The sequence below is a fragment of the Oceanobacillus sp. B139/18 genome, from assembly GCF_055524595.1.
Genome location: NZ_JBVFXI010000003.1, coordinates 360,384 through 385,405, shown reverse-complemented (window position 1 = coordinate 385,405; position 25,022 = coordinate 360,384). Strand labels below are relative to the sequence as shown.

18 protein-coding genes and 1 pseudogene are annotated in these 25,022 nt (G+C 40.8%); all 19 read left to right on the top strand.

Annotated elements, in window-relative coordinates; genetic code table 11:
* Positions 1-329: 329 nt before the first annotated feature.
* Complete coding sequence (gene ilvB, locus ACZSMY_RS12235; protein WP_193065369.1) at positions 330-2,051, top strand: biosynthetic-type acetolactate synthase large subunit; 1,722 nt, start codon at positions 330-332, stop codon at positions 2,049-2,051.
* A 1-nt stretch (position 2,052) separates the two neighbouring features.
* Positions 2,053-2,580, top strand: coding sequence for an acetolactate synthase small subunit (ilvN, locus tag ACZSMY_RS12230; protein WP_042530026.1), 528 nt, complete (start codon positions 2,053-2,055; stop codon positions 2,578-2,580).
* Between the two features lie 44 nt (positions 2,581-2,624).
* A complete protein-coding gene (gene ilvC / locus ACZSMY_RS12225; RefSeq protein ID WP_465147823.1) occupies positions 2,625-3,662 on the top strand; it encodes a ketol-acid reductoisomerase in 1,038 nt (345 codons plus the stop codon).
* 402 nt (positions 3,663-4,064) lie between these two features.
* Positions 4,065-5,171, top strand: coding sequence for a 3-isopropylmalate dehydrogenase (gene leuB, locus ACZSMY_RS12220; RefSeq protein WP_212928347.1), 1,107 nt, complete (start codon positions 4,065-4,067; stop codon positions 5,169-5,171).
* Positions 5,172-5,222: 51 nt separating this feature from the next.
* Positions 5,223-6,629 (top strand): 3-isopropylmalate dehydratase large subunit, encoded by a 1,407-nt coding sequence (gene leuC / locus ACZSMY_RS12215; RefSeq protein ID WP_465147822.1) that lies wholly within the window; start codon positions 5,223-5,225, stop codon positions 6,627-6,629.
* 12 nt (positions 6,630-6,641) lie between these two features.
* On the top strand, positions 6,642-7,223 hold the full coding sequence (leuD, locus tag ACZSMY_RS12210) for a 3-isopropylmalate dehydratase small subunit (RefSeq protein ID WP_289585271.1): 582 nt from the start codon (positions 6,642-6,644) through the stop codon (positions 7,221-7,223).
* A 77-nt stretch (positions 7,224-7,300) separates the two neighbouring features.
* A complete protein-coding gene (gene ilvA / locus ACZSMY_RS12205; protein ID WP_042530036.1) occupies positions 7,301-8,317 on the top strand; it encodes a threonine ammonia-lyase in 1,017 nt (338 codons plus the stop codon).
* A gap of 990 nt (positions 8,318-9,307) precedes the next feature.
* The gene (locus ACZSMY_RS12200; protein ID WP_042530038.1) at positions 9,308-10,315 is read left to right on the top strand and encodes an ABC transporter ATP-binding protein; all 1,008 of its coding nucleotides are present in this window, start codon (positions 9,308-9,310) and stop codon (positions 10,313-10,315) included.
* Positions 10,302-11,234 carry an ABC transporter ATP-binding protein gene (locus ACZSMY_RS12195; RefSeq protein WP_193065373.1) on the top strand — a complete coding sequence of 311 codons (933 nt, stop codon included), beginning with the start codon at positions 10,302-10,304 and terminating at the stop codon, positions 11,232-11,234. The genes ACZSMY_RS12200 and ACZSMY_RS12195 overlap by 14 nt, the downstream gene beginning before the upstream one ends.
* A 7-nt stretch (positions 11,235-11,241) precedes the next feature.
* Positions 11,242-12,204, top strand: a complete 963-nt coding sequence (gene opp4B / locus ACZSMY_RS12190; protein ID WP_042530042.1) for an oligopeptide ABC transporter permease — start codon at positions 11,242-11,244, stop codon at positions 12,202-12,204.
* Between the two features lie 30 nt (positions 12,205-12,234).
* Positions 12,235-13,128 (top strand): ABC transporter permease, encoded by an 894-nt coding sequence (locus ACZSMY_RS12185; protein ID WP_042530044.1) that lies wholly within the window; start codon positions 12,235-12,237, stop codon positions 13,126-13,128.
* Positions 13,129-13,254: 126 nt separating this feature from the next.
* On the top strand, positions 13,255-15,102 hold the full coding sequence (opp4A, locus tag ACZSMY_RS12180; RefSeq protein WP_042530047.1) for an oligopeptide ABC transporter substrate-binding protein: 1,848 nt from the start codon (positions 13,255-13,257) through the stop codon (positions 15,100-15,102).
* A gap of 245 nt (positions 15,103-15,347) precedes the next feature.
* A pseudogene (tnpA, locus tag ACZSMY_RS12175) lies at positions 15,348-15,734 on the top strand (IS200/IS605 family transposase).
* 1,889 nt (positions 15,735-17,623) lie between these two features.
* Entirely contained in the window at positions 17,624-18,304 is a 681-nt protein-coding gene (gene rpiA, locus ACZSMY_RS12170) for a ribose-5-phosphate isomerase RpiA (RefSeq protein WP_042530051.1), read from the top strand.
* Positions 18,305-18,490: 186 nt separating this feature from the next.
* A complete protein-coding gene (gene asnB / locus ACZSMY_RS12165; protein ID WP_212928343.1) occupies positions 18,491-20,335 on the top strand; it encodes an asparagine synthase (glutamine-hydrolyzing) in 1,845 nt (614 codons plus the stop codon).
* Between the two features lie 216 nt (positions 20,336-20,551).
* Positions 20,552-21,820: a M20/M25/M40 family metallo-hydrolase gene (locus tag ACZSMY_RS12160; RefSeq protein WP_465147821.1), complete on the top strand. Its 1,269-nt coding sequence runs from the start codon at positions 20,552-20,554 to the stop codon at positions 21,818-21,820.
* A 77-nt stretch (positions 21,821-21,897) separates the two neighbouring features.
* Positions 21,898-22,689 carry a DUF3100 domain-containing protein gene (locus ACZSMY_RS12155; protein WP_465147820.1) on the top strand — a complete coding sequence of 264 codons (792 nt, stop codon included), beginning with the start codon at positions 21,898-21,900 and terminating at the stop codon, positions 22,687-22,689.
* Positions 22,686-23,171 carry a DUF751 domain-containing protein gene (locus tag ACZSMY_RS12150; protein ID WP_042530059.1) on the top strand — a complete coding sequence of 162 codons (486 nt, stop codon included), beginning with the start codon at positions 22,686-22,688 and terminating at the stop codon, positions 23,169-23,171. The genes ACZSMY_RS12155 and ACZSMY_RS12150 overlap by 4 nt, the downstream gene beginning before the upstream one ends.
* Positions 23,172-23,381: 210 nt before the next feature.
* Positions 23,382-24,992, top strand: coding sequence for a gamma-glutamyltransferase family protein (locus tag ACZSMY_RS12145; protein WP_425313005.1), 1,611 nt, complete (start codon positions 23,382-23,384; stop codon positions 24,990-24,992).
* Positions 24,993-25,022 lie beyond the last annotated feature (30 nt).

Sequence of the window (25,022 nt, the reverse complement as noted above, 5' to 3'; positions counted from 1 at the left end):
TAATCTATGTACCTGTTATCAAACATAGCTCTAGCAGCTATTGAGGCAAAGTTTGAAAGAACTTTGTAAAACTGGGTGGTACCGTGAAAAGCAGATCCTTTTCGCCCCATACATGATAAGAAAGCATGTACATGGGGGGAAAAGGGTCTTTTTTAATTATTTTCGTAAAAACCCGAAACCAATCGCATGACAAATAGTTAGTTTAATTGAAAATTTCAGTTTTTTTAGCAAATAGGAAAATATCAGCGTATTCCGTTTGTGTAACACAATCATTCATCCAAAAGCGTGGTGAATGGCACGTTTTCAAAAGAAAAAGGAGGGGCATTGTTGTGAAAGTTAATGCAAATCAAGGGGTGGAAGTGAAGAGTAATTTGGTCACAGGGTCTGATTTGTTAGTTCAGGCATTGGAAAAAGCAGGTGTTGAAGTAGTGTTTGGTTACCCGGGGGGTGCTGTTTTACCAATTTATGATGCGCTGCACCGTAACGATACAACCTTCAAGCATGTACTTTCGCGACATGAGCAAGGCTCCATACATGCGGCGGAAGGTTATGCAAGAGTGTCAGGGAAACCAGGTGTTGTTATTGCAACATCAGGCCCGGGGGCAACGAATTTAATTACAGGAATTACAGATGCTATGATGGATTCGATTCCATTAGTTGTATTCACGGGACAGGTTGCGAAACAGGTTATTGGAACAGATGCTTTTCAGGAAGCAGATGTCATGGGAATCACGACACCAGTTACAAAGTATAATTACCAGGTAAATGATATCGCGGACTTGCCGAGAATCGTGAACGAGGCATTTCATGTTGCAACAACAGGGAGACCAGGTCCGGTAGTTATTGACATTCCTAAAAGTATTTCCGAAACTGTAACAATCAATGATTACGAGGATGATTTTTATTTGCCGGGCTATCAGCCGACAGTTTATCCGAACCCGATGCAAATCTCAAAAGTAACGGATGAACTAAGCAAAGCAGAAAAGCCGGTCATACTCGCTGGAGCAGGAATTTTAATTGCAGGAGCAACAGAAGAGTTAAAGCAATTTGTCAACAATTGGGAGATTCCGGTTGTCACGACACTGCTGGGACTGGGAAGCTATCCCGGCGGAGATAACCTGTCGCTTGGCATGGGCGGAATGCATGGAACGTATGCAGCAAATAGAGCCATTTATGAAAGTGACTTGCTTATCAATATCGGAGCACGGTTTGATGATCGATTGACTGGAAATCTGCAGCATTTTGCTCCTAATGCAAAAGTAGCTCATATCGATATTGACCCAGCTGAAATAGGGAAAAACGTTGAAACAGCAATCCCAATCGTAGCAGATGCGAAACAGGCGTTGAACGTACTTCTGCAGCAGGAAGTAAACCGCGGAGATTATACAGCCTGGTTAGATAAAATCAAGAAGAATCAAAAAGAATATCCGTTATGGTACAACCGCGAGGATAACCCAATCAGCCCGCAATGGCTAATCGAGCAGGTATATGAAAAGTCGAATGGAGAAGCGGTTGTGACAACCGATGTAGGACAGCATCAAATGTGGGCAGCTCAGTTCTACACCTTCAAGAACCCGGATAATTGGGTGACTTCTGGAGGGCTTGGCACGATGGGCTTTGGTTTTCCTGCAGCAATCGGCGCACAAATCGCCAAGCCGGATAAGATGGTTATCTCTATCGTAGGAGATGGCGGTTTTCAAATGACATTGCAGGAGCTGTCTATCTTGAAAACACAGAATTTGCCAGTAAAAGTGGTTATTCTGAATAATGAAGCACTTGGAATGGTAAGACAGTGGCAGGAAACATTTTATGAAGAACGTTACTCTCATTCCTTATTTTCAGAAAACCCTGATTTTGTGAAACTGGCAGAGAGTTATGGAATCAAAGGAATGCGTGTAGAGGATGAAAAGAATGTTCCAGATGCGCTGGAGGAAGCTTTCTCGCATGATGGCCCGGTTGTTATTGACTGCCGGATTGAAAGACAGACATGTGTATACCCGATGATTGCACCAGGCAAAGGAATGCACGAAATGATTGGGGTGACAAAATAAAATGAAACGGATAATCATTGCCACCGTTCAAGATCGCGGCGGGGTATTAAATCGAATCACTGGCATGCTCCACAGACGCCAGTTCAATATTGAAAGTATTTCTGTCGGCGCTTCGGATGTAAAAGGTATTTCCAAAATGACATTTGTTGTCGAAATTTCGGATAAGCAGAAGCTGGAGCAATTAACGAAGCAGCTGAATAAACAAATCGATGTCATTAAGGTTTTAGATGTCACAGATAAAGCCATTGTGACTAGAGAACTCGCTTTAGTAAAAGTGGTCGCGAACAATCAGACGAGACCTGAAATTATGACACTGATTACGGCATTCCGTGCAGATGTGATTGATATCAGCAAAGACAGCCTGATGATACAGGTTACCGGCAAGCCGGAAAAAGTCGATGCATTGATTGGACTGCTGCGGCCATATGGCATCAAAGATTTAACAAAAACAGGATTAACAGCATTTCCAAGAGGTTATCAACCTGAACAAGGTTTTAGTGAGCTGAACAATATGTCAGCCCATGGATAATAAATAATTATAATAATAAACAAAGATGAGAGGGAGATTACATTATGGCAAAAGTATTATACAACAAGGATATCAATCAAGAGGTACTAAGAGATAAAAAAATCGCAATTATTGGATATGGTTCACAAGGTCATGCACATGCAATGAACTTAAGAGATTCGGGATTTGATGTTATCGTCGGCTTGCGTTCAGGAAAGTCACAGCAAAAAGCAGAAGCAGACGGTTTTGAAGTATTTTCAGTAGCAGAAGCAACAGCTCAGGCTGATTTAGTAATGGTATTACTTCCAGATGAAATGCAGCCAAAAGTATATGAAGAAAGCATCAAGGATAACTTGCAGGAAGGAAATGCATTAGCATTTGCTCATGGATTTAATATCCACTTTACACAAATCGTGCCTCCTTCAAATGTAGATGTGTTCTTAGCAGCACCAAAAGGACCTGGACATTTAGTACGACGCACGTATGAAGAAGGAGCTGGCGTACCAGGATTATACGGTGTGGAACAAGATTACACTGGAAATGCAAAAGAAGTAGCACTTGCTTACTCTTATGGTATCGGCGCAGCAAGAGCAGGCGTATTGGAAACCAGCTTCCAGGAAGAAACAGAAACAGATCTATTCGGAGAACAGGCTGTACTGTGCGGTGGAGCTACTGCACTTGTAAAAGCAGGATTTGAAACATTGACAGAAGCAGGTTATCAGCCGGAAGTAGCATACTTTGAGTGTCTGCATGAATTAAAACTAATCGTTGACCTGCTTTATGAAGGTGGATTAGAAAACATGCGTTATTCTATCTCCGATACAGCACAATGGGGCGACTTCGTATCTGGTCCTCGTGTTGTTGATGAAGGAACAAAAGAGCGTATGAAGGATATTCTTTCTGATATCCAAAATGGTACCTTTGCGAAAGGATGGATTTCCGAAAACCAAACAGGCCGTCCGCAGTTTAACGCAATCAATCGTCGTGAAAATCAACATCAAATTGAAGTTGTTGGAAGAGAACTGCGTGCTTTAATGCCATTCGTTAAAAAACCAATTAACGATGTAGCAGAAAAAAATGAAAAAGCACACGCGCAAAATTAAATTTTTTGATACGGCTCTTTAAAGACGGTGAGCAGTCACCCAGAGTTGATTTAAACTAATAATCTAAGCAGCTTGAAAAATAGAAGATGGATTGAATGGAGGCTGGATTTCCAGCCTCCTTCAATGGACGTATGAAACCAGCTATTCAGATCTTCCTTGCAGCCCTGTTTGTATATAGCGTATCAATCAAAAGAAGGCACCTGAGGAAATTGTCGAAACAGGTGTAAACAGCCTTTCTTAGGTGAAAGAGAAATTTGGAGATGCCGAATGATTTGCAGGAGATGTGACGTGTTTCGACAAACTTCCATAAATGCATTTGTTCAAGCGGTGAAATGTTACTTTGTTCAAAAGAATACTACTATTAAACAGCTCGTTCACGAGTAAGAAGAAGGAGAAATAATAATGGAAAAGAAAATTGTCCTGTTACCTGGAGATGGAATTGGTAAAGAAATTATGGAGTCAGCAAAAAAGGTACTCGCAGCGATTGAAAGTGAATATCATCATCGGTTTATTCTCCAGGAGTGTGCAATTGGCGGAGATGCTCTTGACCGTTATGGTGTGCCATTGCCAGATGATACACTTCATGCATGTAACGAAGCAGATGCTGTCTTGCTCGGGTCAGTGGGAGGTCCTAAATGGGATAATCAGCCGCCGGAATTCAGACCGGAAAAAGGGTTGCTGGGAATTCGCAAAGGCTTAGGCTTATTTGCAAATCTGCGCCCTGTGAAGACATTCCCGCCCCTGTTACATGCCTCTCCTTTAAAAGAAGAAATTGTCAAAGATTCTGATATGATGATTGTTCGTGAATTGACTGGCGGTTTGTATTTCGGCGAACCTAGTGAACGCAGAAACAATGGAGAAGACGTGGTAGATACACTCGCTTATTCGAGACACGAGATTGAAAGAATCGTAGAAAAGGGCTTTGAGTCTGCACAAATCCGTAATAAGCATTTAACTTCGGTGGATAAAGCAAATGTATTAGAATCCAGCCGGGTCTGGAGAGAAATCGTGAATGAAAAAGCAGCTGGTTATCCAGATGTAGAAGTAGAGCATTTGCTGGTAGATGCCGCTGCAATGAAGCTGATTACCAATCCAAGCGGATTTGATGTAGTTGTCACAGAGAATTTATTTGGCGACATTTTAAGCGATGAAGCTTCGGTTCTGACAGGATCGCTTGGCATGCTTCCATCAGCAAGTGTCCGTACAGACGGTTTAGGAATGTATGAGCCGGTCCATGGTTCAGCTCCTGATATCGCTGGAAAAGGGATTGCGAATCCAATCGGCATGATTTTATCCACGGCATTAATGCTGGAATACTCCCTGGGGATGCAGGAAGAAGCGAAAGCAATCGAATCCGCGGTGATGGATTGCCTGGAGCAGGGCTATCATACAGCAGATTTAAAAATTAAAGATGGCAAACAAATGAGTACAGATGAAATAACAGAAGCGATTATCGAAAATTTAACGACAAAGTGTATTTCTGATTCAATTTGTAGCTCTTATGTATAAGGAAGTTGAACTATTTTAAGGATGATATGTATCGTTTCGGAGGTGTAGAAATTGGGAAAGGCTTTGACAGCATTTGAAAAAATTTGGAATAAGCATGTTGTAAAAGAAGAGGAAGGAAAGCCGGCTCTTTTATATATCGACCAGCATCTTGTTCATGAGGTAACGTCTCCGCAGGCGTTTGAAGGTTTAAGGCTGAATGGACGAAAGGTAAGGCGTCCGGATTTAACCTTTGCTACAATGGATCACAACGTTCCAACTATTAACAGAGAAAACATGAAGGACGAAATTTCCAAAAAACAAATGGAAGCTCTAAAAAAGAATTGTGCCGATTTTGGCGTGAAGCTGGCGGATATGTATCATCCGGATCAAGGGATTGTCCATATCATTGGGCCGCAGTTAGGTTTAACCCAACCGGGAAAAACCATTGTTTGCGGGGATAGCCATACATCCACACATGGAGCATTTGGAGCATTTGCATTTGGGATTGGAACCAGTGAAGTAGAGCATGTTTTGGCAACACAGACAATCTGGCAAGACAAACCTAAAACATTGAATGTTCAAGTCGTTGGAGATTTAGGTGTTGGAGTGACAGCGAAAGATTTGATTCTGGCGATTATTGCAAAATTCGGCGTTCGTTTTGGAACAGGATATGTAATGGAATACACTGGTGACGCCATTCGTAAATTAACGATGGAAGAGAGAATGACGGTTTGTAATATGTCCATTGAAGCTGGCGCACGTGCCGGTTTAATCAGTCCGGATGAAACAACCGTAGAATTCCTTCGCGGCCGTGAAATGGTTCCAGAAGGAGAAGCTTTTGAAGCTTTAGCAGAAGAATGGTTAGCACTGGCAACAGATGAAGGTGCAGAATTTGATCATACCGTTACCATCTATGCAGACGAAATTGAACCACAGGTAACTTGGGGAACAAACCCTGGAATGGGCGTTCCAGTCAATGCTTCTACACCGACAATTGCCGACTCGGAGTATCCGGACGAAGTAGAACGTGCTCTGACCTATATGGATTTAGAAGAAAATCAGTCGATCACATCGATTCATGTCGATCATGTCTTTATTGGGTCTTGTACGAATTCCCGATTGAGCGACCTGAAAAAAGCCTCGAAAATTGTAGAAGGCAAGAAGGTAAAAGACGGTATTAAAGCAATCGTGGTACCTGGATCATTTTTGGTAAAACAGCAGGCGGAGGAAATCGGCCTTGATAAAATCTTTATAGATGCCGGATTTGAGTGGAGAAATTCAGGCTGCAGTATGTGTCTGGGAATGAATGATGATATTGTCCCTGCTGGCGGCAGATGTGCATCGACGTCAAACCGGAACTTTGAAGGAAGACAAGGAAATGGAGCGCGCACACACTTGGTAAGTCCAGAAATGGCGGCTGCAGCAGCCATTGAAGGACATTTTGTAGACGTGAGAAAATATGTTGGAGTACCGAGTTAGGAGGAGTAGATGATGGAAGCTTTTAAAGAGCATAAAGGAATTGCTGCTCCGTTAAATCGCAGTAACGTAGATACAGATCAGATTATACCGAAGCAATTTTTAAAACGAATTGAACGCACCGGCTTTGGTGAATTTTTATTTTTCCATTGGCGTTTTGACGATGACGGGAACTTACGCGATGATTTTGTTTTAAATCAGCCAAAATATGAAAATGCTACAGTGCTTTTAGCAGGCGATAATTTTGGCTGCGGCTCCTCCCGTGAGCATGCACCATGGGCATTGGAGGATTACGGATTTAAAGTAATTATTGCTCCGGACTTTGCCGATATTTTTTATAATAATTCGTTGAAAAACGGCATATTAGTAATAAAGATGAATGAAGAACAGGTGCAGCAATGGATGAAAAAAGCGGAAGATGGTTTAACCCTGGATGTTGATCTAGAAAATCAGAGAATTACAGATGCAGATGGCACGGTTGTTTCCTTTGATATTCCAGCTTACCATAAGGAAAAGCTTCTTAACGGCTGGGACGATATCGCACTGACGCTTTTAGAAGAAGATGCGATTAAGGCATTTGAAGAAAAACGTGCTTAGAGATGATAAGCAGCTTTAATTATGAGAAGATAGAGAGATAGATAGAAAACTATAATGAATAAGAGGACTGAAGGAGTGTGGATTCACTTGGGGATCGCTTAACTGGTGAAAAAGTATATCAAGCATGGAAGAAATTAAAGCCAATTGTTCATCAAACACCGCTGTTAACATCACATACAACAGATGAATTAGTAGGGAAGCATGTCTATTGTAAGATGGAAAATCAGCAAAAAACGGGTGCATTTAAGTTTCGGGGCGCAAGCTACAAACTGATGCAGATGACAGATGAAGAGCTTGAGAATGGTGTTATTACTGCATCTGCCGGAAATCATGCGCAGGGAGTTGCACATGCCGCATCCAAATTAGGTGTGAAGGCAACAATATTTATGTCAGAGGGCACACCGCTTGCGAAAGTGAATGCAACCAGAAATTATGGTGCAGATGTTATCCTGACAGGAGAGAGCTTTCAAGAAGCTTATCAGGCCTCACTGGAGCATCAGCTGAAAACTGGCGCAACCTATATTCATCCTTTCGACGATCATGATATTATGGCTGGACAAGGTACTATTGCTATGGAGCTGCTGCGTCAGGAAGACCGTATCGATACGATTTTAGTACCAATTGGCGGCGGCGGTTTAATCAGTGGAATTGCAGTTGCTGCTAAGCATATCAACCGAAATATCAAAGTGATTGGTGTACAGGCTGAAGGAGCTGCAGCTATTTATGACAGCTATCGCACTAAACAGGTGAAAAAATGGACGCAGGTGAACACCATTGCAGAAGGTATTGCAGTAAAGGAACCCGGAAAGCATACTTTACCGATCATCCGGGAATATGTCGATGATATTGTCACTGTAACTGATGAACAAATTGCTGCAGCGATTATATATATGCTTGAACGGAATAAAACATTGATGGAAGGAGCTGGAGCAGCCGCTCTGGCAGCCCTATTCGCACATCATCATCAGCTTCGTTCTAGACATTGCGGAGTCATCGTGAGTGGTGGGAACCTCGATATCGGGAACATGCAGCGAATTCAAGAGTTATCCGAAAAGTATAAGCCAAAAAAAGTAAAATCATATGTCGCTTTGTAAAATGAAACTTCATTCCGTAAGGGAAACCTTATGGAATGAAGTTTTTTAGTGTTGTGAAAAATGAATAGAAACAAAAAGGTCTGCAGATAAAATCAAATTTTGTTGCATTTTCTAAAATCATTTCAAGATAATAGATAAATGTTTAACGTTAAAATATCCAATTTAATCCTGTTTTAAAGGTATATCCACCTTTATTAAATTGTTAATATATGTTAAAAATGACGGTATGTAGATGACTCTGACCGATAAAACGACACGAAAGAAAAGAGAAAGAATGAAAAAAATTATTCCGGTTTTTGTAGTAAATTATTGGAATAAGCCCTTGGTTTTAAAGGATTTTAATGTCGTAAAGAAAAAAATGTATATCGTTTCCAATTTTATTTTTTGTCAAAACCTATTGATTTTAGGGAGGTTATAAACTATAATTTCAAAGTATATTAAGGTTTGTTTACGATAAGTTTTCGAACTTTAACTTTTTGAAATAAAAATGCAATATTTTATAAGAGCCAGAGATGAGAGAAAATAGAATAGATTTTACTGTATTAAAGCGATAAAATTCTCGTTTATTTACGGACAATTTTCAGAAAAATTTCAACAGTTATACTTTTATCATACTACATAATGTTATACGAGATAAAACAGTCGCTTAATCGGTGCACTAGATTTATATCATAGATGATTGCTGCAGCAATTATAAAACGAAACTTCAGCCAGTGGAAGTTGAGTGATTCAAGGAGATAACGGACGGTTCTCCGTGATAAAACAGATATGATTTAGTAGAAGAGCAGAGCTTAGACCAGGAATGTTTGTACAAATCTTTTTAGTTAGGAATTAATTAAAATGAATGAGTGTACATGCATTTTTTTATTCAGAAATTACTCAAATTTTTGTCATCTGAGTATTCAATAAATAGAAAAGGAGGGGGCTGAATTTTTACGGAGAGATTCATACAGCGTAGAGAAAACAATTTGAGTAAGGGGGGACACGGGTTTGAGTAATGAATTGCTAAAAATAAAAAACCTTAAAACATCTTTTCGGATTGACGATGAATATTACGCAGCGGTGGATGATGTAACGCTTACGTTGAATAAAAATGAAATATTGGGGATTGTTGGAGAATCCGGTTCAGGAAAAAGCGCTTTGGCATTTTCAATCATGCGTTTACACACGAGAGCGAAAATAGAGGGAGAAATTTCGTTAAATAATCAAAATATTGTTAAGATGCCAAAATCGAAGCTGAACAAAATACGCGGAGACGAGATGGCGATGATTTTCCAGGATCCGCTGACTGCATTAAACCCATTGATGCCCATTGGCAGGCAAATTGAAGAGAACTTATTTTTGCATAATAAAAAACTGGGGCAGCAGGGCAGAAAGAAACGCACGATTGAATTGCTTAATTTAGTAGGCATTCCAAGACCAGAGCGAGTTTATGAGCAATTTCCACATGAATTATCCGGAGGGATGAGGCAGCGTGTCATTATAGCAATTGCAATTGCCAATGATCCAGAGCTGTTGATTGCTGATGAGCCGACTACTGCTTTGGATGTGACGATTCAGGCGCAAATTCTTGATTTAATCCAAGAATTAAAACAAAAAATACATGCAGGGATTATTTTGATTACTCATGATTTAGGCGTTGTTGCGGAAATGGCTGACCGGGTGGCGGTTATGTATGCTGGGCAAATTGTAGAAATAGCACCTGTGGATAAGTTGTTTGCTAATCCGCTTCATCCTTATACAAGATCCTTATTAAATTCGGTGCCGACAGAAGGACAGGACAGGCTTCATGTGATTCAAGGTGTTGTGCCGACGTTAAAAAACCTGCCGAGAACAGGCTGTCGTTTTGCAGAGCGTATCCCTTGGGTCGATGCATCTCATCACGAGGAGAACCCAGACTTACATGAAGTGGAACCTGGGCATTTTGTCAGATGTACTTGTTATAAGCATTTTTACTTCCCGGATAATAAGGAGGAACAGGAAAATGGCGTTTCTTGAGGTGAAAGATTTACAAGTATACTTCCCGATTAAGGGTGGAATTTTAAATCGAACGGTTGATCATATACGTGCGGTTGACGGGGTGTCTTTTGAACTGGAGCAAGGGAAGACATATGGATTGGTAGGAGAATCTGGTTCTGGAAAATCAACCACAGGGCGTGCGATTATTGGTTTGGAAGATGTGACCTCTGGACAAGTATTGTTTAATGGAAAAGACGTTACTGATAAAAAAGCAAAAACCAAAGACTTCCGAAAAGATGTCCAAATGATTTTTCAAGATCCTTATTCTTCGTTAAATCCGAGAAAAAGGGTATTGGACATTGTGGCAGAGCCCCTTCGGAACTATGAAAAATTATCAAAATTAGAAGAGAGGAAACGTGTACAGGAGCTTTTAGATATCGTTAATGTGAGTTCTGACAGTATTTTTAAATATCCGCATGAATTTTCTGGCGGGCAGAGACAGCGTATCGGAATTGCCAGAGCGATTGCTTTAAAACCGAAACTGATTATTGCAGATGAACCTGTGTCTGCTTTGGATGTTTCTGTACAGGCGCAGGTGCTTAATTTTCTTCAGGAAATCCAGAAAGAATTGAATCTAACCTATCTCTTTATCAGCCATGATTTGGGAGTGGTAAAGCATATGTGTGACAATATCTCAATCATGTATAAAGGAAGGTATGTGGAACAGGGCAGCACAAAAGACATCTTTGAAAACCCACAGCACATTTATACAAAACGGTTAATTGCAGCTATTCCCGATATTGATCCTAAAAATCGTGAGAGGCAATTTAAATTCCGGCAAGAAATAGCAAAAGAATATCGTGAGTCTTATGATAGGTATTTTGACGGTAACGGGCTGGCTTTTGGTCTTCAGTCTATTTCTAGCACTCATAAAGTTGCTTTGCCAGAGAAAGGTTGATTCGTCTATGTGGAAATTTATTGTTAGAAGGCTATTAATTACATTTCCCCAAATTGTATTTTTAAGTGTGCTTGTATTTATTATGGCACAGCTTATGCCTGGGGATGCACTCACCGGTTTGATTGATCCGACAATTACACAGGAAGCTTTGGAAATTCAGCGTGAGCGGTTAGGGCTTAATAATCCATGGTATATCCAATATGCAGATTGGGTTACTGGCCTGGTACAGGGAGATTTAGGACAGTCCTATCGATTTAAAACGGATGTAACAGCGGTCATTTCTGAGCGATTAAATAATACAGTCCTGTTATCTGTTGTTGCACTTGTATTTACATATTTAATTGCCATCCCGCTTGGACTTATCAGCGGGCGTTATAATGATTCGCCTTTGGACTCAGCAATTACAGGCTACACCTACCTTGGTTTTGCTACACCTATTTTTATATTCGCTTTAGTTATTCTTTGGATTTTTGGGTACCAGCTGGGATGGTTTCCGACAAGCGGCAGTGTGGCTCCTGGAATGCAACCCGGGACAATGGAATATTACCTGAGTAAATTAAATCATTCACTTTTACCAGGAATATCCATCGCATTGATTTCTGTTGTCGGCACGGTGCAATATTTAAGAAGTGAAATTGTTGATACAAAGCAAAAGGATTTTATTATTACAGCAAGAGCAAAGGGAGCTTCTGAAAACCGTGTTTATAACAGACATATTTTCCGGAACTCAGTCCTGCCGATTGCAGCTTTCTTTGGCTGGGAAATCACATCTTTAATTACAGGTACTGTGTTTGTCGAGAGGATTTTCGGTTATCCAGGGATGGGGCTTTTATTCTTAGAATCAATCGGGCAGCGTGATTTTAGTGTTGTGACAGCACTTACCTTATTATTCGGTATTGCCAGCATCTTAGGTGCTTTATTATCGGATATTATCTTAGGTATGGTAGATCCGAGGATCCGTATTAAATAGAATTTTGACAGACACTGAGGTGAATAATATATGGAAGCTAATACGGCTAAAATTGCTGAACAAAAGAGTCCTTCTTCCCTTAATATCTTATTAAGGGAGTTGGTTCGGGATAAACTGGCTTTGGTTTCATTGATTTTCTTAATTTTAATTACCGCTTTCGTATTTGGAATTTCTTTATTTCTAAATCAGGCTGAAATTGTGACGGTGGATCTATTCGCTATTAATGAACCGCCTTCTGACCAATTTATATTAGGAACAGATTATGGCGGACGTGATGTATTTGGCCAATTAATTATTGGCACACGTAATTCTTTAGCAATTGGGTTTTTAGTAACAGTTATAAGCGGGGTATTCGGAATCGCTTTTGGTGTTGTATCTGGTTATTTTGGAGGGCACATCGATAATTTCATGATGCGTATTATCGACTTCTTTATGGTATTGCCATTTCTAATGATTATTATTGTTTTTGTAACGATGACACCAAGTTATGATATCTTCACTTTCGCTGTCATTATGGCAGCCTTTAACTGGATGGGAATAGCAAGGTTAATCCGCTCCAAAGCATTGCAGGAGAAAGAGCTTGATTATGCACAAGCATCGAAAACATTAGGCTCTTCTAACTTTAGCATTATTTTTAAACAGGTTTTACCCAACATTACATCCTTAATTATCGTAACGATGACGTTGAATTTAGCGCAAAATATTGGAATAGAGTCTGGATTATCCTTTCTAGGATTTGGTTTTCCTGAGGACACGCCGAGTTTAGGAACATTATTAGCTTATGCAACAAATCCGCAAACATTGGAATTTCGCTGGTGGATATGGGTGCCGGCTGCAGTATTGATTCTATTATTAATGCTAAGTGTCCGTAATGTCGGAGAAGCATTGCGGCGTGCGGCAGATGCAAGACAACGGAGAGGTTAGAAATTTATTCTGTTACTTACATCAATTACTTACATCAATTGCTTACAGCAGCTTGATGTTTAGTATATATTGCCGGTAGTCCTTGCCGGCGTAAAAGAAATATAATTAAAAGGGAGGTTTACAAGGATGAGTAAAGCAAAATTTAGCAAGCTTTTATTTGCAATGATGTTGGTTCTACTTCTTGTACTTGCAGCCTGCAGCGGCGGTTCTGATGATGCTGAGGGTGACGGAGGCGGAGACAGCGGAGATAGCGGTTCAGAAGAAAATAATGATTCAGAAGAAGCTGATGGGGAGATATATGATATAGCTGATTTTAGTCCTAGTAAAGAAGGGGAAGCAATGGATGGCGGAGAGTTGAATTTTGGACTTGTATCAGATACCGTTTTTGCTGGAACCTTGAATTTTAATTTTTATTCAGACGTATATGATTCGGAAGTAATTGATTGGTTCGATGAGGCGCTTTTAGAAGTTGACGATACGTTCACTTATACTCAAGAGGGTGCAGCTCAATTTGAGGTCAATGAGGAAGGAAATGAATTTACTTTTACAATTCGTGATGAAGTTAATTGGCATGATGGCGAACCAGTAACTGCAGAGGATTGGGCATTTGCCATTGAAGTTATAGCTGACCCGGATTATGACGGTCCGCGTTATGGGGATGTTGTAAACCTCGTCGGTGCAGAAGAATATCATGATGGGGAAGCAGATAGTATAGAAGGATTAGAGATTATTGACGACAAAACGTTGAAAATGACCTTTAAACAAGCAACACCTTCCTTACTTTCAGGCGGAATATGGTCTTATGCGTTGCCAAAACATATCTTTGAAGATATTCCAGTAGCAGATATGTCTTCTTCTGATGCGGTACGTGAAAACCCGATTGGGATTGGCCCGTTTAAAGTGGAGTCTATCACTCCAGGTGAGTCTGTAACATATACGAAGAATGAGGATTATTGGAGAGGCGAGCCTTCTTTAGATAAAGTAACACTAAAAGTAATTGCTCCTCAAACTGTCGTACAGGCCTTGGAAACTGGAGAAGTAGATATGGTGGATTCTTTCCCTACGGATCAATATCCAGATGTAGTAGATTCTTTAACAAATGTAGATTTCTTAGGAAGACTCGACAGATCTTATTCATATGTCGGATTTAAACTAGGAACATGGGATGATGAGAATGGAAAAGTGGATATGGATTTAGAAAATTCAAAAGTCGGCGATGTCGAATTGCGCCGGGCAATGTGGTATGCAGTAGATAATGATGCTGTAGGAGAACGCTTTTATAATGGATTACGTTGGAATGCAACCACATTAATGCCGTCTTTCTATGAAATTTATCATGATGACTCTATTGAAACGCCAACTTATGACCCGGATATGGCAAATCAAATTTTAGATGAAGCCGGCTATGAAGACGTAGACGGAGATGGCATCCGTGAAAATCCAGACGGAGAAGAGCTAGTGCTTAATTATGCAACGATGGAAGGCGGAGACACCGCAGAACCTTTAGCAAATTATTATATCCAATCATGGGAACAAGTTGGAATTAAAGTCGAAAAAATTGATGGACGTTTATTAGAATTTAATGATTTCTATGATCGAATTGGACAGCAGGGTAATGATGATCCAGACATTGATGTTTATTCAGCTGCTTGGTCAGTAGGAACGGATGTTGACCCGACAGGCTTATGGGGACCAAATGTAATATATAATTTCACTCGCTGGGAGGATGAAGAAAATACACGTCTTCTAGAAGAAGGAGTTTCTCCAGAAGCGATGGATCTAGAATATCGACAAGAAGTGTATAGTGAGTGGCAAGAATATATGGTAGAACAAGTGCCTGTGTTCCCAACGGTTTACCGTGCAGAATTAGCTCCGGTTAACGAACGCGTAGTAAATTGGGATATTCGACAAGAAGGACAGGAAATACTTCGTTATGAAGTTGGTGTGACTCAGGACGAACCAGTATTGCCTTAATAGAATGATTGGGAAAGACTCGCAGCTTGCGGGTCTTTTCTTTTAGGGTGTATTCTTAATCAAGAATAATTATCCATGACAGTTTTGGCCCTGTTTCACAAAAATCTCGGACAGAGACTGCTTGTTTCATTAAAAGAAGTGCTGAAGTTTTAATTTCCAAATGCGTGGACTAACTCCACCGTCTTTAGACGGTATCCGCTTTTAGCCTTATCTTTTTTGTCCATACTAACAGAAGAGGTGATGGTATGGACGGATATAGAAAAAGCGGTTATGCAGTATATGATATTAAGTATCATGTTATATGGGTAACGAAGTATAGATATAAGGTGTTGCAAGGACATATAGTAGTAAGAGCAAGAGAATTGATTAGGCAAGGTTGTGAAGCAAGAGGAATAACCATCTTGCAAGATAGTGTTTGCAAAGATCATATCCATTTATTATTATCTTGTACACCAAGTGTTGCCCCAAGTAAAATCATGTAATATCTGAAAGGAAGATCATCAAGGTTATTACAAGACGAATTTCCAGAACTAAAGAAAAGATATTGGGGACAGCATTTGTGGGCAAGAGGGTACTTTTGCGCCACGGGTGGAACTTATCATCACAATAATAAGGTTTTACTTTTTAAATAATAAAAGAGAAATCAATGTATTTATCTATTTTTCGTAGTAATTGATCTTGGGGAACTAAGTCTTCTAAACAAAATCGATTTCGTTTTGCGTGTGTTTTCTAGTGTGAAACAAGCTCATCACTGCCTTTGTGGGGTACTTCTATTATACCAAATAATTACGGTCAATTTGGAGCCATTTTCAACATGAAAATAGGCAGCCGAGGGTTTTTCGACTGCCTGATTTCCCCTAAGAGTAATCCTTTTTATTGGAATGTTTAATCTCCGTCTCTCTTCTTTTATAATTTTGGTAAGTGAACCAACATCCTAGCAAAATAAAGGGAACCATAACCAGAATATTTGCTAAGGGTGAAAATTCTAACGTGATATTAAGAATTATCAGCACTGCAACAAAAGCTAGAAGTATTAGTATTTGTTTCAATTTAAATTTAAATTTTGATTCCACCTTACTCACTTCCCTTCAATTCTTATCTTACTCTATTGTAACACTTTTATTTTTTATTTTATGGGAAGATGGAGAAGCATTCCCGTTCCAAAATTCATATTGTGTTCTGACTCCTTTACCTTGTGCTTCAGCATCTTGGAAAGTATCAGTAAGTGGATAAACCTTCTTTTTCTGTCCTATCTGGTCCTATTGCTGCATCTGCACTGTTCACAAAACTCAGGTTCACTCCTATATTTAAATGCTAACACCTATGTAGATGTTTTAACCTCCCTAACCAGTAAGAAAAAATGAAATAAAACTGCAATAAATCCTTCCACCCTATCAAAGAGCTATCAACTTTTCAGGTGGTGGCTCTTTTTCTTAATATAAATTAAATAAATGAGATGACCACATGAATACTGTCAGTTTAGCTTTAGCTAGGGAAGCAGGAAACAGAATATATCCTTAATCTACTGAATAAAAATCGAAGTAGTTTATTAATTTATCTAGTGACAACTTGATGGTTGAAGATACATTGAATCGTTTTAAGCCATTTGTACACGATTCTTATATTGTCACTCTAAGTAAGTATCGGGAATATGTGAATGGTCTTGGCAACAAGGTTGTATATTAGGATGACAGAAAAGAATCCTCCAAATCAGTTTTAAATGCAATTAGTGGCATTGTTATGGATTACAACCCGAAAGACACAATCAGTATCTAACGCCAACTAACTATTATATAAATGTAGACGAGCATTTTAAAAAGTCCATTGATGAAGCTGTTGCAGGAGCATTGATTAATAAAGGGTATTACTGGAAAATAACCATTTATGCTTATTCATTAAAGAGTATGCTTCAATATTACATGCTGGTCCTTGGGAACGTTCTTGTTAGTTAACGTTTGATATTGTTTGTACTTAAAAATTTCATCAAAAAAGGTACTGAAGCTTTACATTTCTACAGGTACAAAAAAAACACGGAAATCCCCGTGTTTTATCTATTATAAATATTGGTTTATTTCCTCTGTGGTTTGAAATTCATCTACTTGCTTGATAAGTGACCCCAATGTGCTTATTTCTTGTTGGTGCAGTTTATTCTTCCAGTCTTCAGGAATTGGAGTTGAAAACTTTGTAATTAGTTCAACGGTTGTGTTAGCTAAAGCTGATCTGTCTTCCGCTTTGCCTTCATTCCGAAAAATCTCTGCTAAACTCGTTTCATTGCCAGTTCACTCCCATCTCGATAAGTGTTCCCTATATGGTGGATTATATCATAATAATGCTTCTTTGTAAGTTGACGGTTGACGCGGGGACCATCATACTTGTTTGCCATTAAATTCATTCAAATTACATATTTGATTATTTCTAAAAACTCTCATTTGCGCTATAATGGATACGGATACATAATGAGTAATTTATAAGCGTCAGATCATCTCGGATATTAAGAATCTTCATTCAGGAGGCAAATATGATGAATACACAGGAGCAATTAAAGAAAGCAGTCGGCGAAAAAGCGGCGACCTTCGTGAAGGATGGAATGAAAGTCGGTTTAGGTTCAGGTTCCACGGTATATTGGCTTGTTCGCGCTTTAGGTGAAAGAATTGAGCAGGAAGGCATTCAAATAGAAGGAATTCCATCTTCTATTCAGACCGGTGCATGGGCAAAGGAATTCGGCGTTCCTCTGACTAATTTTGCGGAAACAAAGGAATTGGATGTAACCATTGACGGCTCAGATGAAGTGGATCCGGATTTTCAATTAATCAAGGGCGGCGGTGCAGCGTTATTTAGAGAGAAAATCATTGCGCAGGCTGCCGAGAAGTTAATTATTATCGTGGACGAGTCAAAAATGGTTGACCATTTAGGAGCGTATGCTTTGCCGGTAGAAATCCTGCCGTTTGCCTGGGAACGTACAGCTCATGAAATAGAGAAGCTTGACTGTGTGCCGGTGCTTCGTTTGAAGGATGGAGAGCCGCTTGTCACCGATAATGGAAATTATATTGTAGACTGTCCGTTTGAAAGGATAGAGGATCCAGCTGACTTAGACCGGAAAATACAGGCGATTGCAGGTGTGGTGGAAACTGGTCTGTTCATTGATATGGCGGATACTGTCATCATCGGAAGCTCAGAGGGTGTAACGATAAAAGATAAATAAATTTGCAAATGAAGGATCATCGTGAAGATGGTCTTTTTATTTTGGCGGAAAGTATGAAATGAAACTTGAACACCTTCATAACAATCCATTTTTCTAACCAAACATTCCTCTGGTTATGCACGAACTTGGCCGGCATAGCATAGGCTAATGTGGAACTGGAGACATTGCCAGAGAGGATGAGGCCATTTGTGTGGAATTACCGGATTCATTAGCTGGGATAAACGTGCGAGGGACGAGAGAGACACATTAGAAAAGATGGCAGCTACATTGTCTTTGCGCGGTCCAGATGCAACGGATTATTGGCTGGATGGTCACGTAGGATTTGGCCATACCCGTCTTTCTGTTATTGATTTAGAGGGCGGCAGACAGCCGATGACCAAAGAGGCGGAACATAAGCAATACGTTATTTGTTATAACGGAGAGCTTTATAATACAGAGGAATTACGGAAAAGCCTGATGCAGCGGGGGTATACATTTACGACATCCTCGGATACAGAGGTCCTGTTAACAAGTTATATGGAATGGAAGGAAGACTGTGTGGACCACTTAAACGGTATTTTTGCGTTTGCTATTTGGGATAATGCGGCGGAGAAGCTGTTTATTGCACGTGACCGTTTAGGGGTAAAGCCGTTTTTTTACAGTGAAAAAGGAAAAACGTTTGTGTTCGGTTCCGAAATAAAAGCGCTTCTTGCGCATCCGCAGGTAACAACAAAAATTGATCGGACCGGGCTCTCGGAGGTCTTTGGTTTGGGGCCTTCCAGAACACCGGGGCATGGGTTGTTTAAAGATGTCAATGAATTAAGAGCCGGGCATGCGATGGCTGTTTCGAGAGAAGGAATAAAGGTCTGGCGTTATTGGAATTTAGAAAGTAAAGAGCATAAGGATTCCTTAGAAGAGACAGCAGAAAAAGTACGGACGCTGTTTATCGATTCCGTTCAAAGGCAGCTTGTAGCAGATGTACCTGTGGCTACCTTCCTGTCAGGCGGTTTAGATTCCAGTGCAATTACAGCCATAGCGGCAAATCACTACAAAGAAAAAGGACTGGGCGCTTTATCGACCTTCTCCCTCGATTACCAAGGTAATAAAAAGCATTTTCAGGAGAGTAAATTTCAGCCTTCCAGTGATCAGCAATGGATTGAAAAAATGGTGGAAGCTTTCTCAACAGATCATCATGAAGAAGTGATTACAGGGATGGAGCTTGCTTCCCTGCTGAAAGAAGCGGTCGAAGTGAGAGACCAGCCGGGGCAGGCAGATATTGATTCCTCCTTATTATGGTGCTGCCAGCAAATGAAGAAGCATACAACCGTGGCTTTGTCTGGAGAGTGTGCAGATGAAATATTCGGCGGGTACCCTTGGTTCCATGATCCGACGGCCGTGGGAGACAGCTTTCCATGGATTCGGTCTTTAGATGGAAGAGTTGAATTATTGCATGATGATTGGCAGAGCAAATTACAAATTGCAGATTATGTGCAGGACAGATATCAAACGACAATAGATGAAACGCCTCGCCTCGATGGAGAAAGCAAGGTAGATGCAAGGCGCAGGGAATTGTTTTATTTAAATATGCAGTGGTTTATGTCCCAGCTTCTGGACAGAAAAGATCGAATGAGCATGGGTGCAGGGCTGGAAGTGCGTGTTCCATATGCAGATCATCATCTTGTGGAATATGTCTGGAATATTCCCTGGGAAATGAAAATGGCAAATGGCAGGGAGAAAGGGATCTTACGAAAGGCGATGGAAGGCGTTCTGCCGCAAGAGGTGCTTTACCGGAAGAAGAGCCCTTATCCAAGGACATTTCAGCCGGAATATACGGAGCAGGTGTCGCAGTGGATGCGGAAGATTTTAACCGACTCCGAAGCAAGGATCTTTGAGTTTTTGAAGAAGGATAAGGTAGAGAAAATTGTAGAAAGCACGGGGAAAGAGTTCAAGGATCCGTGGTATGGTCAGCTGATGAGAGGGCCGCAGTTAATTGCTCATCTCTGCCAGATTGATTATTGGTTACGGAAATATGATATTGAAGTCAGTGAATAGGCATGCGGTTGATATAGCAAAAAAAGTGTAGGAAGCAGATTTTTTATGATACCTCTGTTTCCTATGCTTTTTCTTTTTTGGAAGCCTGTACCATGATGTTCAAAATAATATCAAAAAAGTGTGAAAAAGCTGTATTGACGTGAAATTTGTCGAATGATAAGATATTATCATGCTTTAACACTTTAACATGTTGAAAAGGAGCGTTCAGAATCCATTATGTTTTTTAAAGAGCAATATCAGCTGATAAAAGACGTGGCAGAGGATATTTATTACCACCCGGAATTAGGCTATAAAGAACAGCGGACAAAAGAGAATATCATCCGCTTTTTAAAGGAAGTTGATCCAGATGTGGACATCGAGCATTTCAGTACGACAGGATTCAAGACGACATTAGGGCCCGAAGAAGGGGATACACATATTGCGTTTATTGCTGAGCTGGATGCAGTGTATGCACCATCACATATGTACGCTGATAAAGAGACCGGAGCGGCTCATAACTGTGGACACTATACGCAAGTGGGCATCGCACTGGCAATCTATCGTTATTACGTGAAGACGAATGCCAGCAAGAATTGGAAAAATAAAATAAGTTTTATCTTTGTCCCAGCAGAAGAGTATTTAGATTTGGCTTATCGTGATGCATTGATTGAACAGGGAACGATCACGCATTATGGCGGCAAGCCGGAATTGATGAAGCTGGGTGTTTTTGATGATATCGATTTAGCTATTTGCGTACATGCCATTGGCGGCGAGTTTGATAACTGGACAGTGAATGTGAATTGCGATTTAGCTGGTTTTCTTTATAAAAAGTATACCTTTAAAGGAAAAGCAACGCATGCCGGTTTTGATCCGTTTTCCAGCAAGAATGCCTACAGCATGTCCACGGTTTTCAATACTGCAGTCGGTTTAATGAGACAGCAGCTGGATGAGAAGGAGCATGTTCGTATTAATCCTATTGTAATGGGCTCCGATATGTCGACCAATGTGGTTCCGAATGAAATCACAGTTGGCACCGATCTCCGGACAAAAACCGTGGATTATTTAAAAGAAGCGGCAGCCAAACTGGATGATGCAGCTAAGGGAAGCGCGATTGCCCTGCAGGGGGACGTGGGAACACATACACAAATGGGGTACCTTCCGTTTATTCAGAACAGATACCTTTCCACCTTTGTACAAGCTGTTTTTGATAATTTTTCGGAAATTGATGAAATCGATAACGAGAGCTTTATTAGTGCGGCTGGGGATATTGGTGATTTATCGTATATGATTCCATGTATCCAAATCGGCTACAGCGGCTTTACAGGAACGATTCATGGTGATGATTTCATTGATGTGGATCCGGAATTTATTTATAGCATTTTCCCGGAATTTGTTGCGGAAGTATTAGAAAATATAGATGAAAATGTGGACAAGGAAAAATTGTACAAACGTTCTTATTCGGAATATCTTTCGGTGATTAATCAGATTGTGGATGGTTCCAACTAGTTGCGTTTAAAAGGATGTTCAAAAGGCCTAATAAAAGGGGCTTTTTAAACACGTACTTTAAGAATTGGGGAATAGATATGGTGAAAAATTTTGTTTATTTTGTATTGTTTGTCCTGGCAGTTATTGCGGCAGCTGAGCTGATTGGTATTCAATCGTTTACAATCGGTTCAATGACCATTTCGATGCTTCCATTAGTTTTTGCGATTGCCATTACGATGATCCTTGCTCTGCCGTTTTTGCGGAAAGGTATTCTGAAAAAGATATACAGTAAGAAGAATGTTGATTTTGCAAGCAAATATTTAATTTTTATTATGCTTCCATTAATGGCTCGGTACGGGTCCGATGTTGCTCCGCAGATCAGAGAGATTCTGCAGGTCGGCTGGGTGTTTATTATTCAGGAGATTGGTAATCTGGGAACAGTTCTTTTCGGACTGCCAATTGCTATATTGATAGGCTTGCGCCGCGAAGCAATTGGAGCCACCTTAGGATTAGGAAGGGAAGGAGAGCTTGCGTATATTTCCGAAAAGTATACATTGGAATCTCCGGAAGGGCGGGGAGTTATCTCGCTTTATGTCATCGGTACGTTATTCGGGACGATGTTCTTTAGTATATTTGCACCGATTTTGCTTGATTTCGGTATTCGTGTTGAGGCACTTGCGATGGCTTCTGGAGTAGGTTCAGGAAGCATGATGAGTGCGGCATCTGCCACGCTGGTAGCAAGAGTTCCTGAAATGGAAAACACCATTTTAGCCTATGCTTCCGCCAGTCAGCTGTTAACCAGCTTTATCGGTACATTTACGATGGTATTCCTTGCCGCTCCGTTACAGCAGGTTGTATATAAGTTCTTAGTTAGAGGTGACAAAAAATGAACCCGACCATGCGCCGTTATATCCGATATGCGTTCGTACTTTTATTAAGTGTAGCATTGATTTTATTTGCACAAGAAATCAAGCTGATTAAAAACCCGGATTCGACACCAATTACATCCATGACCTTTGTCGGGTTAGGAATCCTTTGGTTATTTTCATTTATGGGTGTGATTATTGCTGATCTTATGAAATTAGTTCCAATCAAAGTCATCCGTGATTTTCCTATTTTAGGCTGGGTATCAATTACATCTTTAACGATGTGCCTGATTTCAGATTTTTTCGTTGAAGCAATCCAGTCTGTAGACTTTCTTGCGATTACAACACCAATTTTGACGGTTGCCGGTATTTCCGTAGCCAACCGGCTTGTTGATTTGCGGAGAACCTCCTGGAAAATTGCGATTGTTGCTGTCTTTGTATTTGCAGGAACGTATCTGTGCAGTGCCTTATTAGCACAGCTTGGACTGTTTTTCGCAGGTAATTAAATTTGATTTGAAAAGACTTTTCCTATGAATGGCAGGAAGAGTCTTTTTTTAGATGGATAGATTAGCAAGAACGCTTACAGATTCCAGAACAAGTATGATAGACTTAAAGAAAGGGGATAGAGTCTTTCATATTCCGTGTTTTTTTGATGGGATATCCGGTTTTTCTTGCCGGTCAGACGATAACAAAATAGTCCTTGAAAGGATGAGCAGATGGAGCAGATACATCAAAAATTTAATCCTTATGCAATTGCAAGAGAATCCATATACGCAAAAAAAGGGATGGTTGCGACGAGCCAGCCTTTGGCAGCGGAGGCGGGGTTAGAAATTTTGAAAAAAGGCGGCAATGCCATTGATGCTGCGATTGCGACAGCGGCCTGTTTAACAGTGGTAGAGCCGACATCCAATGGAATTGGCGGAGATGCGTTTGCCCTTGTATGGACAAAAGGAGAGCTGCATGGTTTGAATGGCAGCGGAAGGTCTCCTGAACATATTTCCATAGAGGCAGTCAAAGAAAAAGGATATGATACGATTCCTCCATTCGGGTGGATACCTGTAACGGTGCCTGGTGTACCTAAAGCATGGGCAGAGTTGTCCAGACGATTTGGCAAATTGTCTTTAAAAGAAACGCTGCAGCCGGCTATTGAATATGCCCGGGAAGGCTTTCCGGTATCGCCAATATTAGCACGCTTCTGGAAGAAAGCCTATCAAATGTATCAAAAGGAAGAGGGCTATGATTTTGCTGCCTGGTTTGAAACCTTTGCACCTGACGGCAGAGCTCCTAAAGTGGGGGAAATCTGGAAATCAGCTGATCATGCAGCGACGTTAGAAGCGATTGCAGAAACGGATGCCGCTTCTTTTTATGAAGGAGAGCTGGCTGACAAAATTGCCCGGGCCTCTGAGGAAGCCGGCGGTTTTTTAACAAAGACGGATTTAGAAAAGCATGAAACAGAATGGGTAGCTCCGATAAAGGTCAATTACCGGGGGTATGATGTTTGGGAGATTCCTCCGAACGGGCAGGGAATCATTGCGCTGAAAGCGTTGAATATTTTAAAAGGCTATTCGATGACAGCCAAGGAATCGGTAGATACATATCATAAGCAAATGGAAGCGATGAAGCTGGCTTTTGAAGACGGGAAGCGGCATATTACCGAGGAAATCCAAATGCGCTATACAACGAAGCAGCTCTTGAGTGAGGAATATGCGGCTTCGAGAAGGGCATTGATTGGCGAGGAAGCGATTCTTCCTAATGCAGGAGACCCTGCTGGCAGCGGAACAGTTTATTTAGCAACAGCAGATGAAGAAGGGAATATGGTTTCCTTTATCCAGAGTAATTATAAGGGCTTTGGTTCAGGAGTAGTGATTCCCGGAACAGGGATTGCGATGCAAAATCGAGGATGGGATTTCTCTATGGATGAGACGCACGTCAATGTGCTGGCAGGCGGGAAAAGAACCTATCATACGATTATTCCCGGTTTTATTACAAAGAACAATGTAGCAATTGGCCCATTCGGCGTGATGGGAGGGTTTATGCAGCCGCAGGGACATGTTCAGGTTGTGATGAATACGATTGATTTTGGACTTCATCCGCAGGCTGCTTTGGATGCACCGAGATGGCAATGGTTGAAAGAGAAAAGGATAGAGGTAGAGCATCGATTTCCGTATACGATTGCTCAAGAATTGCGTCAAAAAGGACATGATATACACATACAGCTGGAGCCGAACAGCTTCGGACGCGGGCAAATCATCTGGCGCAACCCGGAAACCGGCGTGCTCTCTGGAGGAACCGAGTCCAGAACAGACGGGCATATCGCTGTATGGTAGAACAGGCTTGAAAATGAGATAAAGAAGGAT

What these genes read in the sequence shown, in the direction of transcription:
- ilvN (WP_042530026.1), top strand. Translation starts at nt 2,053, where the DNA reads ATGAAACGGATAATCATTGCCACCGTTCAAGATCGCGGCGGGGTATTA.
- ilvC (WP_465147823.1), top strand. Translation starts at nt 2,625, where the DNA reads ATGGCAAAAGTATTATACAACAAGGATATCAATCAAGAGGTACTAAGA.
- leuB (WP_212928347.1), top strand. Translation starts at nt 4,065, where the DNA reads ATGGAAAAGAAAATTGTCCTGTTACCTGGAGATGGAATTGGTAAAGAA.
- leuD (WP_289585271.1), top strand. Translation starts at nt 6,642, where the DNA reads ATGGAAGCTTTTAAAGAGCATAAAGGAATTGCTGCTCCGTTAAATCGC.
- ACZSMY_RS12195 (WP_193065373.1), top strand. Translation starts at nt 10,302, where the DNA reads ATGGCGTTTCTTGAGGTGAAAGATTTACAAGTATACTTCCCGATTAAG.
- opp4B (WP_042530042.1), top strand. Translation starts at nt 11,242, where the DNA reads ATGTGGAAATTTATTGTTAGAAGGCTATTAATTACATTTCCCCAAATT.
- ACZSMY_RS12185 (WP_042530044.1), top strand. Translation starts at nt 12,235, where the DNA reads ATGGAAGCTAATACGGCTAAAATTGCTGAACAAAAGAGTCCTTCTTCC.
- opp4A (WP_042530047.1), top strand. Translation starts at nt 13,255, where the DNA reads ATGAGTAAAGCAAAATTTAGCAAGCTTTTATTTGCAATGATGTTGGTT.
- rpiA (WP_042530051.1), top strand. Translation starts at nt 17,624, where the DNA reads ATGAATACACAGGAGCAATTAAAGAAAGCAGTCGGCGAAAAAGCGGCG.
- ACZSMY_RS12160 (WP_465147821.1), top strand. Translation starts at nt 20,552, where the DNA reads ATGTTTTTTAAAGAGCAATATCAGCTGATAAAAGACGTGGCAGAGGAT.
- ACZSMY_RS12155 (WP_465147820.1), top strand. Translation starts at nt 21,898, where the DNA reads ATGGTGAAAAATTTTGTTTATTTTGTATTGTTTGTCCTGGCAGTTATT.
- ACZSMY_RS12150 (WP_042530059.1), top strand. Translation starts at nt 22,686, where the DNA reads ATGAACCCGACCATGCGCCGTTATATCCGATATGCGTTCGTACTTTTA.
- ACZSMY_RS12145 (WP_425313005.1), top strand. Translation starts at nt 23,382, where the DNA reads ATGGAGCAGATACATCAAAAATTTAATCCTTATGCAATTGCAAGAGAA.